Source organism: Streptomyces sp. NPDC091279, from assembly GCF_044757465.1.
In the GTDB taxonomy this organism is placed as follows: domain Bacteria; phylum Actinomycetota; class Actinomycetes; order Streptomycetales; family Streptomycetaceae; genus Streptomyces.
The window spans coordinates 351926-366388 of the sequence record NZ_JBIVVA010000009.1; the positions used below are offsets into that span (position 1 = coordinate 351926).

General features: G+C 71.7%; 12 protein-coding genes. 9 read left to right on the forward strand and 3 right to left on the reverse strand.

Annotation, left to right across the window (positions count from 1 at the left end; genetic code table 11):
• Window positions 1–16 precede the first annotated feature (16 nt).
• The gene (locus tag ACIQOU_RS24235) at window positions 17–823 is read right to left on the reverse strand and encodes an SGNH/GDSL hydrolase family protein (RefSeq protein ID WP_401538894.1); all 807 of its coding nucleotides are present in this window, start codon (window positions 821–823) and stop codon (window positions 17–19) included.
• A gap of 334 nt (window positions 824–1157) precedes the next feature.
• On the opposite strand from ACIQOU_RS24235, the gene ACIQOU_RS24240 reads away from it, so the two are divergent.
• The 6 genes from ACIQOU_RS24240 to ACIQOU_RS24265 all read left to right on the forward strand — a co-directional run bounded on the left by ACIQOU_RS24240 (window position 1158) and on the right by ACIQOU_RS24265 (window position 9662).
• Window positions 1158–2366: a S8 family peptidase gene (locus tag ACIQOU_RS24240; RefSeq protein ID WP_401538895.1), complete on the forward strand. Its 1209-nt coding sequence runs from the start codon at window positions 1158–1160 to the stop codon at window positions 2364–2366.
• A gap of 174 nt (window positions 2367–2540) precedes the next feature.
• Window positions 2541–2942, forward strand: a complete 402-nt coding sequence (locus ACIQOU_RS24245) for a hypothetical protein (RefSeq protein WP_401538896.1) — start codon at window positions 2541–2543, stop codon at window positions 2940–2942.
• Window positions 2943–3289: 347 nt separating this feature from the next.
• A complete protein-coding gene (locus ACIQOU_RS24250) occupies window positions 3290–4111 on the forward strand; it encodes a glycosyltransferase family 2 protein (protein WP_401538897.1) in 822 nt (273 codons plus the stop codon).
• The gene (locus ACIQOU_RS24255; RefSeq protein ID WP_401538898.1) at window positions 4108–5169 is read left to right on the forward strand and encodes a glycosyltransferase family 2 protein; all 1062 of its coding nucleotides are present in this window, start codon (window positions 4108–4110) and stop codon (window positions 5167–5169) included. The genes ACIQOU_RS24250 and ACIQOU_RS24255 overlap by 4 nt, the downstream gene beginning before the upstream one ends.
• Window positions 5170–5188: 19 nt before the next feature.
• On the forward strand, window positions 5189–5962 hold the full coding sequence (locus ACIQOU_RS24260) for a polysaccharide deacetylase family protein (RefSeq protein ID WP_401539031.1): 774 nt from the start codon (window positions 5189–5191) through the stop codon (window positions 5960–5962).
• Window positions 5955–9662 (forward strand): lipopolysaccharide biosynthesis protein, encoded by a 3708-nt coding sequence (locus tag ACIQOU_RS24265; RefSeq protein ID WP_401538899.1) that lies wholly within the window; start codon window positions 5955–5957, stop codon window positions 9660–9662. The genes ACIQOU_RS24260 and ACIQOU_RS24265 overlap by 8 nt, the downstream gene beginning before the upstream one ends.
• Before the next feature lie 45 nt (window positions 9663–9707).
• Here the strand turns inward: ACIQOU_RS24265 and ACIQOU_RS24270 are convergent, their stop codons facing one another.
• Entirely contained in the window at window positions 9708–11126 is a 1419-nt protein-coding gene (locus ACIQOU_RS24270; protein ID WP_401538900.1) for a xylan 1,4-beta-xylosidase, read from the reverse strand.
• A 167-nt stretch (window positions 11127–11293) separates the two neighbouring features.
• On the opposite strand from ACIQOU_RS24270, the gene ACIQOU_RS24275 reads away from it, so the two are divergent.
• Window positions 11294–12388, forward strand: a complete 1095-nt coding sequence (locus ACIQOU_RS24275) for a DUF5925 domain-containing protein (protein WP_401538901.1) — start codon at window positions 11294–11296, stop codon at window positions 12386–12388.
• Window positions 12389–12503: 115 nt separating this feature from the next.
• On the opposite strand, the gene ACIQOU_RS24280 is transcribed toward ACIQOU_RS24275, so the two are convergent.
• Window positions 12504–12878, reverse strand: coding sequence for a GntR family transcriptional regulator (locus ACIQOU_RS24280; protein ID WP_401538902.1), 375 nt, complete (start codon window positions 12876–12878; stop codon window positions 12504–12506).
• A 71-nt stretch (window positions 12879–12949) separates the two neighbouring features.
• Between ACIQOU_RS24280 and ACIQOU_RS24285 the strand changes: the two genes are divergently transcribed.
• Both ACIQOU_RS24285 and ACIQOU_RS24290 read left to right on the forward strand, forming a co-directional pair.
• Window positions 12950–13879 (forward strand): GNAT family N-acetyltransferase, encoded by a 930-nt coding sequence (locus tag ACIQOU_RS24285; protein ID WP_401538903.1) that lies wholly within the window; start codon window positions 12950–12952, stop codon window positions 13877–13879.
• Window positions 13860–14360: a DUF402 domain-containing protein gene (locus ACIQOU_RS24290; RefSeq protein WP_401538904.1), complete on the forward strand. Its 501-nt coding sequence runs from the start codon at window positions 13860–13862 to the stop codon at window positions 14358–14360. The genes ACIQOU_RS24285 and ACIQOU_RS24290 overlap by 20 nt, the downstream gene beginning before the upstream one ends.
• Window positions 14361–14463 lie beyond the last annotated feature (103 nt).

Below are 14463 nucleotides of genomic sequence, written 5' to 3' on the forward strand. Positions count from 1 at the left end.
CGCAACGCCCTGACGGTCAGGCCGCGTTGGTGAGGACGGGCAGGTAGCCGCCCGACTGGCCGGCCGCGGTCGGGTGGTAGGACTCGCCGACGTTCAGCAGGTTGAGGCTGTGCAACCAGGCACTGCCGGAGCACAGTTCGTGGCCGGTGTAGGGGGCGCGGACGTCACCGAAGCTGAAGCCGTGGTTGGCGGCGGCCTTCGCGGTGGTGGTGTTGAGGAGGTCGGCTGCGGCGTTGATCGCCGTGCGCTTGGCGGCGGAGAGCCCGACACAGGTGGTGCCGAGCTTGTAGAAGCGGGGGTAGCCGAGCACGACGACGTGGGCGGACGGGGCTTTGGCGCTGATCGCCGAGTAGACGGAGTCGAGTCGGCCGGGGAGGGTGCTGGTCACGTAGGTCCGCGCGGTGGCGATCCGGGAGAGGCACGAGCTGTCGGACTGGAGGACACAGGTCGTCATGACGTCGGCGAACCCGGCGTCGTTGCCGCCGACACTGACCGAGACGAGCGTGGTGGCGGTGCTCAACGGGCCCAGCTGGCCCGAGAGAACATCACTCGTACGAGCGCCCGAGCAGGCGGTGAAGTCGAACGTCGAGGGTGAATGCGCGGCGGCCCAGAGGTAGGGGTAGGCCTTCGTGCTGCGCTTGCAGTCGCCGCTGGAGCTGATGTAGCTGCCCGCTCCGACGCCGGATGAGTAGGAGTCACCGAGGGCCACATAGCCTCCGGTTGCTGCGGTTTCGGACGCCTGCGCCGCGGTGGCACCGGTCAGGGCCGTGCCGGCGGCGAGGAGGAGTGAGCTCACGAGGACGGCAATTCGGGAACGTCTCATGGAACCTCCCTTTAGCAGGATCTCTGCCCTTACTGTCGTAGCAACTACGCGCGTCATGCGGAAGTACTCCGGAAGTGTGCATGCCAAGGCTGTCCCGCGCGTATCCTCCGCCGCCGCGCGTTCGCCCCGCGCGTTCACCCCGCGTTCCGTTACGTGGGCATGACAGGTTTGTTGACGGCGGCTCAACCCCTTGATCTACCCCCGTAGTTGGCCGACCCTTTACTCAACCTTGAACGGGAACGCGACGTTCCAGGTGGTGTGCGCGACGACGCGTGCACTCCCCACAGGTGCGCGCCCGCCCCAGGCGCGCCCCGCCTAGAGGAGGACCCCTCTCATGGCACCACTGCGTAGCAACAAGCTCCGGTTCGCCGCCACGGTCGGCCTGGCCACCGCCACCCTGGTCGGCGGGCTCACCGTCCTGCCCGCCCAGGCCGCCCCGGCCGAGGGCACGGTCCTCGCCGCCGGCTCCCCCACGGCCGTCAAGGACAGCTACATCGTCACGCTGAAGAAGTCGGCCGGCCTCAAGGCCGCCTCCAGCGCCGGACGCGGACTGGTCCAGGAGTACGGCGGCACGGTCCGCAAGACGTTCGACACCGTGCTGAACGGCTACACCGCCACGCTCTCCGCCACCGAGGCCCGCAGACTCGCGGCCGACCCGGCGGTGGCCTCGGTCGAGCAGGACCAGCGCGTCCAGCTCGCCGACACCACGCAGTCCAGCGCCCCCTGGGGCCTCGACCGCATCGACCAGGCGGCGCTGCCGCTGTCCGGCTCCTACACCTACCCGGACACCGCGGGCAGCGGCGTGACGGTGTACGTCATCGACACCGGCGTGCGCATCACCCACACCCAGATCAGCGGCCGCGCCTCCTACGGCTACGACGCGGTCGACGGCGACACCAACGCCGCCGACGGCAACGGCCACGGCACCCACGTCGCCACCACGATCGCCGGGTCCACCTACGGCGTCGCCAAGAAGGCCAAGGTCGTGGGCGTGCGGGTGCTCGACAACTCCGGCGGTGGCACCACCGCCGGGGTCATCGACGGCATCGAGTGGGTCACCGAGAACCACACCTCGCCGGCCGTCGCCAACATGTCGCTGGGCGGCGCCGCGTCCTCCACCCTGGACGCGGCCGTCTCCAGCTCCATAGCCAGCGGCGTCACGTACGCGGTCGCGGCGGGCAACAACGGCGCCAGCGCCTCCTCCTACTCCCCGGCCCGGGTCGCCGCCGCGATCACCGTCGGCGCGACCACCAACACGGACGCCAAGGCCAGTTACTCAAACTACGGTTCGGTTCTGGACATCTTCGCGCCCGGCTCGTCCATCGTCGCGGGCTACCACACCAGTGACACCGCGACGGCGACCCTCTCCGGTACGTCGATGGCGGCGCCGCACGTCGCGGGTGCCGCCGCCGTCTACCTCGCCGGGCACACCTCGGCCACCCCGGCGCAGGTCTCCACCGCACTGGTCAACGGCGCCACGTCGAACGCCCTGACCAGCGTGGGCACCGGCTCGCCGAACAAGCTCCTCAAGCTCGTCCCGTAACCCCCGCACCACCCCACGCGCACGACCGTTCCCCGGAGGCAGCCGGCGCCTCCGGGGAACGCGTGTTCACAGGTCCACGCGATCGGGGCAGAACCGATGGCCCCGTCTTGACGGCCCTCTCGCCCTGCGCGACATTGAAGCCCGTCATCCGGCGCTTCGGGGGGCACGTCGCCCATGCAGTCCACAGGCTTCAACAGACCGTCAGCACACCGCAGTTGGTACGCCAGGCCGGGGCCGAATGACCTGCCGCCGCTGCTCGCGGGCGCCGCCACGGCCGTCGGGGGGACGGGTGTGCTGCTGGCGCTCACCGGCTCGCACTCCCCGCTGCGCGGCCCGTTCACCCTGTTCTTCCTGCTCGCCGCACCCGGCGCCGCGCTCGCGGTCCTGCTGCGCGGGCTGGAGCCCCTGGGCCGCACGCTCGCCTCGATCGCCGGTGCGATCGTCGTCAACATGCTGGTAGCACAAGGGATGTTGACCCTGCACAGCTGGTCGATCCAGGGTGGAATCGTCACGATCACCGCGATCAGCCTTGTTCTTCTTCTACGTTGTGCAACGGTCAAACCAATTAAAACGTGAGGCTGCCACACAGGCCTTGCGATACGGGTTCAATCATCAATACCGTCGTCCATCTCACCCACATCGGACCATCGTCAAGCGGCTCAAGGGGAGGGCCCGGGCACCGCGACGGCTCCGAGGGTGAGGCGCGGTAGGGGGGTGCCGTGCCCGGGGACCGAACGGGTCGCCGGGCCGTGCCGCGCGGCCGACTGCCACCGGGCAGCAGGCCAGTTCTGCCAGCTCATCCGACACGCACGGAGCGCCGCTCCGGCCTGCCGCACGGGTGAGAACCCCCCTTTCGAACCGGGTATGTCGCCGGGCCGCCGCCCAGGGGCGGGCGGCCCAGCCCGACGAGAGGGACCAGACCTATGAGTTCTGTTCTGCGGCCCGCGGCCACCGGCCACGAACCGTCGACCGCCGGAAAATACCGGCCCGTCTCCTCCTACCTGGCCATCGCGCCGCCGGTGAGCGTGGTGATCCCGGCCATGAACGAGGCCGAGAATCTGCCGTACGTCTTCAAGACGCTGCCGGAGTGGATACATGAAGTCGTGCTGGTGGACGGCAAATCCACCGACGACACCGTCGAGGTGGCGCGCTCGCTGTGGCCGCGCGTCAAGGTCGTCGAGCAGTCCGGCCGGGGCAAGGGGGACGCGCTGATCGCCGGGTTCGAGGCGTGCAGCGGCGACATCATCGTGATGATCGACGCGGACGGCTCGGCCGACGGCAACGAGATCGTCTCCTATGTCTCCGCGCTGGTCTCCGGCGCCGACTTCGCCAAGGGCTCCCGCTTCGCCAACGGCGGCGGCACCGACGACATGACCCTCGTCCGCAAGCTCGGCAACTGGGCGCTGTGCACCCTGGTCAACCGCAAGTTCGGCGCCCGTTACACCGACCTGTGCTACGGCTACAACGCGTTCTGGCGGCACTGCCTGGACACGATCGACCTCGACTGCACCGGCTTCGAGGTCGAGACCCTCATGAACATCCGGGTCGTCAAGGCGGGCCTGAAGGTCCAGGAGATCCCGAGCCACGAGTACCTCCGCATCCACGGCACCAGCAATCTGCGCGCGGTGCGGGACGGGCTGCGGGTCCTCAAGGTCATCCTCGCGGAACGCTCCAACCGGCGTGCCCTGCGCCGCCGTGTGCGCCGCTCCCCCCTGCTCGACTCCGCACCGGGAGAGGCGTCTTGAGCGGTCCTGATCTCTCCGTGGTGATCTGCGTGTACACCGAGGACCGCTGGGAGGACATCCTCGCGGCGGTCGACTCGGTGCGCGCCCAGTCCCGTCCGGCCCTGGAGATTCTCCTCGTCGTCGACCACAACACCCCACTCCTGGAACGGCTTTCGCACCAGTACCCGGAGTGCGCCGACGGCCATGGGGTGCGCGTGCTCGCCAACGCGGGCCCGCGCGGCCTGTCTTCGGGCCGCAACACCGGTATCGCCGCCGCACACGGCGAGGTGATCGCCTTCCTCGACGACGACGCGGTCGCCGAACGCGACTGGCTCGGCCGGCTCGCCGCCGCGTACACCGACCCGAGGGTGCTGGCGGTCGGCGGCCGGACCCTGCCGATCTGGGCGTCGGGCCGCCGACCGGCGTGGTTCCCGGAGGAGTTCGACTGGGTGGTGGGCTGCACCTACAAGGGCCTGCCGCCCGGCCGGGTCCGGGTCCGCAACGTCCTCGGCGGCAACGCCTCCTTCCGGCGCGCGGCGTTCGAGGCGGCGGGCGGTTTCGCCACCGGCATCGGACGCGACGGCGACCGGCGGCCGTTGGGCGGCGAGGAGACGGAACTGTGCATCCGCCTCACCCACCTACGCCCCGACGCCGTGCTGTTGATCGACGACCGGGCGGTGATCCACCACCGGGTGCCCGCAGCCCGTGAGCGTTTCCGGTACTTCCGCACCCGCGCCTACGCCGAGGGCCTCTCCAAGGCGCTGGTGGCCCGACGTGTGGGCGCTGCCAAGGGACTTGAGTCCGAACGCCGGTACACCACCCGGGTCCTGCCGGCCGGCGTCGCCCGCGGGCTGCGCGATGCCGTGCTGGCCAGACCGGGCGGCGCGGGCCGGGCGGGCGCCATCGTCGCCGGGGTGCTCATGGCGGCCACGGGCTACCTGATCGGCACCGCACGGGCCCGCCGGGGCGCCGCCTCCTACTCCGTCACGGAGATCGGGAACCGGCCGACGGCGGCGGCGACGTCGCCCGACGGCAGCCCGGGGAGACCTGGTGGGCGTCGGGAGGTGTCCGGTGGCTGACGTGCCCGTGCCGATCCTCATGTACCACTCCGTCGCGGCCACCCCGAGCCACGCCGCCCGGGGTCTGTCGGTCACCCCGGCGTCGTTCGCCGAACAGCTCTCCCTGATCGGCGCGTCGGGGTTCACGCCGATCCGCACGGCCGACCTCGCGGCGAGCTGGCGCGGTGAACGGGCGCTGCCCAGACGGCCGTTGCTGATCACGTTCGACGACGGCTACGAGGGCGTGCACCGCCATGCGCTGCCGGTGCTCGCCCGGCACGGTTTCGCCGCCACCCTGTTCGTCTGCACCGGCTGGCTGCGCGGCGCCCACGAGACCGGCGCCGCCCCGGACACCATGCTCGACTGGGACCAGGTACGCGAACTGGCCGCCGCCGGGGTGGAGATCGGCGGCCACAGCCACTCCCACCCGCAACTCGACCAGCTCGACGAGGGACGGCTGCGGCGGGAACTGGTCCACTGCAAGGAGGTCGTCGCCGGTGAACTGGGCGCCGCACCGGCCTCGTTCGCCTATCCGTACGGCTACTCCAGTCGCCGGGTGCGGCTCGCCGTGCGGCAGGCGGGCTACGCGCAGGCGCTCGCCGTCGGCAACGACCTGGCCCGCCGCGCCCAGGGCCCGTACGCGCTGCGGCGCGTCACGGTGCGGCGCCGCACCGGCATCGAGGAGTTCGAGCGGCTGCTCCAGGGCCGCGCCATCGCCCGCACCTTCGTCCGGGACCGGACCCTCACGCAGGGGTACGCACTGGTCCGCAGAGCACGCCAGGTCCGCCGGAAGGCCATCCGTTCCCGTGTCTGACACCACCACCACGACCGCACCCGCGCCGCCCCCGGACCAGCCGCCCGAGCCGCCGGGGCGACGGCTGAGGCTGCCCGGGCTCGGCCACTCCGACGGGAGCGGACAGCTGTTCCGCAACGCCTATGCCCTGATGCTGAACACGGGCATCTCCGCCGTGCTCGGTCTCGGCTTCTGGCTGGCCGCCGCCCACTCCTACACGGAGAGCGCGGTCGGTCAGGGCTCGGCCGCGATCGCCGCGATGAAGTTCCTCGCGGGTCTGACGGCGGTGACGCTGACCGGCGCGCTGGCCCGCTTTATCCCGGTGGCCGGACGGCACACCGGGCGGCTCATCCTCCGTACGTACGCGGGCAGTTCACTGGTCGTGGCGGTGGCGGCGGGGATCTTCCTGCTGACGCTGGAGCGGTGGGGGCCGTCGTACCGGTTCCTGCACGGGCCGCTCGGCGGGGCCGGGTTCCTGCTCGCCGTCGTCGCCTGGAATCTGCTCACGCTCCAGGACGGGGTGCTGACCGGGCTGCGCAGCGCGCCCTGGGTGCCGGTGGGCAACACCCTTTTCTCCGTGGTGAAGTTGGGGCTGCTGGTCGCCTTCGCGGTGGCGATCCCGGCGGCCGGTGTCTTCGTGTCGTGGGTCGCGGCGATCGCCACCTCGGTGGTGCCGCTGGGCTGGCTGGTGTTCCGGCGGCTGGTGCCCCGGCACGCGCGGGCCACCGAGGGGCACGCAACTCCCCCGGATCTCAAGGAGGTCGGGCGGTTCCTGGCCGGTGACTACACGGGCTCGCTGTTCTCGCTCGCCGTGGTCTATCTGATCCCGGTGATCATCGCCTCGCAGGTCAGCTCCCAGGACAACGCGTACTTCTACATCGCCACCACGATCGGCGGCACGGTCAACCTGCTCGCCATCAACATGGGCGCCTCGCTCACCGTGGAGGGCTCGCACGATCCGGCGCGGCTGGCCGCCGACACCCGTGCCGCGCTGCGGCGGATGGCACGGATCATGCTGCCGGTGTGCGGCGGTCTGTTCGTCGCGGCGCCGTGGATTCTGGGCGCGTTCGGCCCGGGGTACGCGGACGCGGCGACGCCGCTGCTGCGCTGGTTCGCGGTGGGCGCGCTGCTGCGGGTCGTGATGGAGACGTACTTCGCGGTGCTGCGGGCACAGAGCCGCACGGCCGGACTCGCCTGGTTGCAGGGCCTGTTGTGCGTGCTGGTGCTCGGTCTGACGCTGCTGCTGCTCCCCCGGATGGGTCTGACCGGCGCCGGGATCGCCGAGATCACCAGCCTCGCGGTCATCGTCGCCCTCGCCGCCCCGAAGCTGCTGCGGACGCTCAAGGCGGCGCCCGCGCGTGCGGTGCCGGACGACATGGCGCCCGACGGGGACCTCTCCGACCTGCGCGTATGGAAGGGCCCGGGGCAGCCGCGTCGGCACGGGACGGCGTGGGCGCTGGACAGCGACACCCTCGCGCTCGGCGTCCACCTCGACGTCGACCACCCGGAACGGCGCCCGGACGTACGGCCGGGTCCTGGTACCCCGCCGACGGGCACCCTCGTGCTGTGGCCACGGGCCGAGCCGCACCGGGCCCCCGCGCCCGAGACGGTAATGCCGGTGGCGCCCAGTGGAGAGGCCCAACTCGCGCCGGAGAACGAGGAGTTCCTCGCGCCGCCGAGGGTGCCGGGCTCCTGGTGGGAACGGCGGCGGCCGTCCCGGGCCGTGGCGGTGCTGGCCGGTCTGCTGGCCGTCGCGCTGCTGCTGTACTGGGTTCCGGCCCTGGGGCTCGGCGCGGCCGACCTCGACCGGATGGGCGGCCTCGGCCTGATCTCGGTGCTGCCACCGGCGACGATGGCCGGGGCCGCGCTGCTCGTGGTGGTGTTCGGCGCGCTGCTCGGGCGCAGCCGTGAGCACAAGGCGTTGCTGCTGGTCACGCTGGTCGCGACGGTGGTGTCCCTGCACGCGCTGCCCGCCGTCGTCGAGTCGGAACCCCGGTTCCCGACGGCCTGGCAGCACCTCGGGTTCCTCGACTACATCGACCGCACCGGGTCGGCCGTGCCCGACCTGGACGCGCGCTGGAGCTGGCCGGGCTTCTTCGCGGTGGCCGCGTTCGTCGCGAAGGCGTGCGGGGTCACGGACCTCACCGAGGTCATCCGCTGGTGGCCGACGCTCCTCGAACTGGCCTGTCTGGCCCCGCTGTTCCTGCTGGCGCGTGCCCTGCGGGCGAGCTGGCGGGCCCGCTGGACCGGCATCTGGGTGTTCGCGCTGAGCAGTTGGGTCGGCCAGGACTACTTCTCCCCGCAGGGCTTCACGTATCTGCTGTACCTGGTGTTCGTGGCGATGCTGCTGGTGTGGTTCCGGGCGCCCCGGCCGGTGTGGAGGGCGATGCGGCCGGGCGAGCTGGAGGTCGAGCCGACCGACCGGCGCCAGAAGGCCGTTCTGCTCCTGGTGGTCATCGGCCTGTTCGCGGCGAGCGTCCCGGCCCATCAGCTCACCCCGTTCATGATGCTGGGCGTCCTGACGGTGCTGGTCCTGGTCAAGCGGTGCGAACTCCTCGGTCTGCCCGTCCTGTTCGGCGTCCTGGTGGTCGGCTGGCTGGGGTTCATGGCCGAGCCGTACTGGTCGGGGCACTTCGACGACCTGTTCGGCGGGATCGGCGGCATCGGCGGCAACGTCTCCTCGTCGGTCTCCGGCCGTATCCAGGGCGGGAGTCCGGCCCACAAGCTGGTGCTGTACGCGCGCGTCCTGCTGGCCGGTGCGGTCATGGCGTTCGCCTGCTGGGGCTGGTGGCGACGGCGCTCCCACCGGTACCGGGAACGCTCGCTGCTGGTGCTGACGTTCGTCCCGTTCCTGGGCTTCGGCATGCAGTCCTACGGCGGTGAAATGGCCCTGCGCGTCTTCCTGTTCGCGCTGCCCGGCGCCGCCCTGCTGACCGGGCTCGCCCTGTTCCCACGCACCGGCGTCAACCCCGAGGAGCGGGCCAAGGACCGGGTGAGCCTCGCGCCGTTGGCCGCGCTGCTGGTGGGGCTGCTGCTCATGGGCGGTTTCCTGGTGGCCCGCCTGGGAAACGAGGCGTTCGAGCGGACCCGGCCGGGCGAGGTCGCCGCGATGAACTACGTGTACGCGCACGACGATCCGACGGTCCGGCTGCTGTGGCTGAGCGAGGACCCGGTGAACGACGTGACCCCGGCGATGCCGTGGGGATCGCGGGACATGGAGAAGGTCGCCTATGTCCCCACCCTGGCGCCGAGCGACCCGGCGCTGGTGTCCGGGCTCGTCAAGGCGCTCAGGGACGCGGGCCCGAACTCGTATCTGATCGTGGGCGCGAGCCAGGCCGCCTACCTGGAGATGGACATCGGCTACCCGGCCGACTGGGCACCCCGGCTGCTCCAAAGCCTGGACCGGCGGCCGGAGTTGGAGAAAGTCCTCGGCAACGGCGACGCCACGCTCTACACCCTGCGGCAGCGACCGGCGGGCGCGGTGGTCGAGGCGGACCCGGGTCCGATCGGGCCGCGGATCACCTGGACGCCGTGGTCGATCGTGGGCGGGATCGCCGCGCTGGTGCTGATCGTGCTGCTGACGGCACGGGAGCTGGTGCGGGTCGCGGGCGGGCCCGGCGTGCGCCGACTCCACTGGATGCAGGGCAGTTTCTGGTTCTCGTTGCCCCTGCTCGCGGTGTTCCTGGCGTCACTGGTGCTGCGGTTCCTGACGATGAAGTAGCGCGACGGCGGAGCAGGAGCTGTCCGGGTGAGTGGCTGAAGTGGCCTACCGCTTCAGCCACGTGACCTCGTAGGCCTGCATCGCGAAGCGCTGTCCGTCGACCTTCGCGCTGATCGTCCGGTTCCGGGTGTTGACCACGAGGGCGGTGCGGTCGTCGGCGAGGACGCGTACCTCGTCGTCGGCGGTCACCGTCTCGTACCGGGTGCCGGGCGGGAACTCCTGGTGGAAGCGGGAGACCAGCCCGAACAGGGGCAACTCCCGTCCCCCGTCGGCGTCGTAGGTCGGCGTCCACAGGCAGCCGGGGCAGTCGGTGCCCTTCTTCTTCTCCGGGTTCCAGTAGAAACCGGAGGTGGCGCCGCCCTTGACCATGGCGATCAGACCGGCGGCCTGGACGGCGACCCGGCGGGTCTCGGACCAGTCCCGGCGCTGGTCGTCGCCGTCGGCGGGCTCGACGTAGTACTCGGACCACCACAGCGGCAGATCCCCGGTCCGCGCCCGCACCCAGTCCCCGACGGCGGTGAACTTGTCGGTCGCCGCGAACTCGTCCGGCAGCAGCTCGTCGTCGTTGGTGTAGCTGGAGCCGTCGACGACGACGAAGTCGGCGCCCGCCTTGTGCCGGTTCCAGTAGGAGAAGGCGTCCAGGACCCGCTGGTCCATCGCGCCCCAACTCCCCTTGAACGTGGGGGAGGCGTCGCTCGATCGCGGGTCGAGGCTGTCCATGACGAGGTAGGGGCCGCCGACCATGATGTTCTTGTCGACCTTCTTCAGCGCCTTGTACACGAGGTTGTACAGCCGGGTGTAACCCTCGTAGTCCCAGCGGGACCTGGCGTCGTTCCAGAATCCCTTGAACTCGTTCCAGACGATGAAGTGCCGTACGTCCGGGTACCTCTTGGCGACCGTCGCGGCGAGCGCGGCGAAGTCGGCGTAGTGCTCGGGCAGCGGGGCTCGCTCCAGGGCGGCCTGGCTCCAGTCGGTGTGGCCGACGCCGGAGGTGCCGCCCTTCATCCAGTCCGGGGAGCAGCACAGGGTGACGACGGGGATGCCGCCGGACCTCCGGATGAAGTCGATGCGCTGGTCCATCGCGCCGAAGTCGTAACGCCCCTTCACCGGCTCGGGGTTGTCGGCGCCCCAGCCCATCATGGCCTGGTCCTGCGGCAGTCCCCCGACGCCCTTGACGCGCTGCTCGACCCGTGCGGTGGCGGCGTCGTCACCGTCGTCGGCGCTGTACTGGGTGTGGGTGAAGCCCCAGCCGACCTCGGGGCGGTCGCCTCCGGGCGGGGACCCCGGGGTGCCGTACGCGCGGGTGCCGTCGCGGGAGGTCCCGGCGGTGTCGGGGCCGTCGCCGGGCAACGTGTGGATCAGGGTCACCAGCAGGGCCAGGACCGCCACGGCCACCCCGAGCAGTGCGGCCAGCCGCCACCGCCGCACCTGTCCGACCTCCGCGGTACACCCGTGCCGTCGCATCGTGGGCAACAGTAGCCGGGCCGGGACGGGGTGGGGCAGAGGTCGCGGAAGCACCGTTCCATAGGAGGGCACATGGGGCACAAGGGGCGCGTGATGCCCGGTGGACACGCCCGGCGCACCACCGAAACGGGGTGCACGGGGCGTCCTCGTGCCGGATCATGGGCGGCATGTCTGCGAACCCATACGACGTGCTGCCGATCCGGCTCAACGTCGACGACAGCGACTCGCCGTCCGACATCGTCGACGCGCTGTTCCTCGGCCGTTTCGCGACAGGCGAGCAGCCGTACTCCCACGCGGTGAACATCGATCGGGTGCGATCGGCGGCGACCCTACTGCCGCCCGGCGCCCGGGTCCTCCGGGTGGCCAGGGACGACGACCGCAGCGCGACGCTCGCCGAGGGCGACGGCTGGACGCTGCTGATCTCCCGTTGGAGCCGTGGCGCGGACATCACCGCCACGGCGACCAGCGCCGAGCTGGCCCGCACCGTCCTCGACCAGGCCACCGAGGGCGCCTCCGACGAGCCCGAACCCCAGCCGGACGACGTGACGATGGGGTTCTGGTACGTCTCCCCGAGGCGCGGCCCCTACCGCACCACCCGGCAGATCTCCGCCGGTACCTGGGACGAGGTGCGGCCCAACTACACGGCGCCGGTCGCGGATGCGATGGACCGGCTGATGAAGACGACCCCGGAGGACATCGCGGGCCGGCTCCTGCTGCTGCACGGCCCGCCGGGCACCGGCAAGACGTCGGCGCTGCGCACGCTGGCCCGTTCCTGGCGGGACTGGTGCCAGGTGGACTGCGTCCTCGACCCCGAGCGGCTCTTCTCCGACGTCGGTTATCTGATGGACATCGCGATCGGCGAGGACGACAGCACCGGCAAGGGCCGTTGGCGGCTGCTCCTGCTTGAGGACTGCGACGAGTTGATCCGGGGTGAGGCCAAGCACACGGCGGGGCAGGCGCTGTCGCGGCTGCTCAACCTGACGGACGGGCTGCTCGGCCAGGGCCGCAACGTCCTGGTCGGCGTGACCACCAACGAGGATCTGGAACGGCTCCACCCGGCCGTCGTCCGTCCCGGCCGCTGCCTCGCCCGCATCGAGATCGGCCCCCTGACCCGCCCGGAGGCGGTCACCTGGCTCGGCACGGAGGAGGGCGTGGGCCGCGAGGGCGCGACCCTCGCCGAACTCTTCGCCCTGCGCCGAGGCACGTCCCCGACCTCCCTGCCCGAACCGAGAGAGGGCACGGACGCGGGCCTGTACCTGTAGGGGGAACCCGTAGTACTCGGAGGCGACGCGGGGGGGGGCGACCCGGGCGGCCCGCAGGCCCCGTAGCCCCCAGGTCCCCCGTCCCCCTCCCCTCCCCCCGGGCTGCTCCTCCGGGCTACCCCGCTGTCCCGTACCCCGCGCGCAGGGCGTCCCGTACGGTCGCGAGGGCCGTGTCCTCGTCGAGGCCGAGCCGCCGTACCCGTTCCGCGTAGGCCTGCGCGGCCGACGCCGCCTCCCGCTCGGCCGCCTGCCCCGCGGCGGCGACGAACGTGCCGTTGCGCCCCCGCGTCTCGATCACCCCGTCGCCCTCCAGCGCCCGGTACGCCTTGGCCACCGTGTTCGCGGCCAGGCCGAGCGACTCGGCGAGCCCCCGCACGGTCGGCAGCCGGTACCCCACGGGCAGCGTTCCGGTCCGCGCCTGTGCGGAGATCTGCGCCCGCACCTGCTCGTAGGGCGCCGCACTGTCATCGATGTGGATCTTCAAGGTCACTCGGCGATTGTCCCGTACCCGCCGGAAAATGAGAGGCATCCGGATGCGGCCGCCCCGTAGCGTGCGCCCTCATGACCCTGATCGTGCGTGACCTCCGCATCGAGGACCGGGGCGATGTGGAGCGCTTCGCCCACGTCCGCCACCTGGCCCTTCCGTATGTACTGTGGACGGCGGAGGCCATCCGCCACAGCCTCACCGGCACTGCCCCGGCCGCCCGCCGCCGGGCCCTGGTGGCGGAGGAGGACGGTGAGGTGATCGGCACGTCGCAGGTGGCGCTGCTGCACGACAGCCCCGAGCCGGGCCAGGGGTACCTCAACGTCTACGTCCACCCGGAGCGTCTGGGCCGGGGCGCGGGCACGGGGCTGGTCCGGGCCTCCGAGGAACACCTGATCGCGCACGGGGCGACGAAGCTGTTCTCCTGGGTGCTGGACACGCCCGCGGACCGCGCGTTCGCCGAACGGCACGGCTACCGCTCCGGCCGCACCGCCCACTTCCTGCGCCTGGACCTGACCGCCGCCGCGCTCCCGCCGCTCCAACCCCCGCCGCCGGGCGTGGAGTTGCGTACTCTCGCCGACTTCGCGAACGATCCCCGCCCGCTGTTCGCCCTGGACGCGGAGACGACGTCCGACGAACCCAGCGACGTCGAGACCGAGTTGGCCGACTACGAGGCGTGGCTCAGGTCGACCTGGGAACACCCGTCGCTGGAACGGGAGTTGTCCACGGTCGCGGTCGTCGACGGCCGCCCCGCCGCCTTCACCGTGGCCCACACCGACGGCTCCACCCGCTACGCCTCCGGGATGACCGGCACCGCCCGCGCGTTCCGGGGCCGAGGTCTCGCCAAGCTGGCGAAGAACGCCTCCCTGCACCGCGCCCGCGCCGCCGGTCTCACCGAGGCCCTGACCGGCAACGACAGCGGCAACGGACCGATGCTCGCCGTCAACCAGTGGTTCGGCTACGAGATCCGCGCGACGGAGGTGCGGTATGTCCGCGAACTCGGCTGACCCGACCGCCCGGTTGACGGTGCGGCTGGTCAAGTCCGGCCGCACGAAGATCTGTTACGAGGCCGAGCTGCTCCACGACGACGGCACGCACCTCACCGTGCGCGCACCCTGGGCGGGTGCGGGCGTGCGGGACTTCGGGTTCGTGCGGTTCGAGCCGGGTGATGTGTTCACGGAGCACTTCTGGCGGGACCGCTGGTACGCGGTGAAGGAGGTCCGCGACTCCTCGGGCGTGCTGAAGGGCTGGTACTGCGACATCGCCCGCCCGGCCGTGCTGACCGGCACCGAACTGGTCGTCGAGGATCTCGACCTGGACCTGTGGCGCTCGGCCGACGGCACCGACGTCCGCCGCCTGGACGAGGACGAGTTCACAGCAAGCGGCCTACGGGACCGCGACCCCGAGGCGGCAACATCAGCAACATCAGCCTTGACCGAACTGGAGAGACTGGCCCGCACAGCGGACTTCACGACACTTCTGGGCTGAGGAGGGGCGGGGGCGGGGGTGGGAGTGGGGGTGGGGCGGTGAGGCGGACGCACGCGGTGCGGTGGCGGGCCTGACGGGCACAGTGCGGCGAGCGGGGCGGACG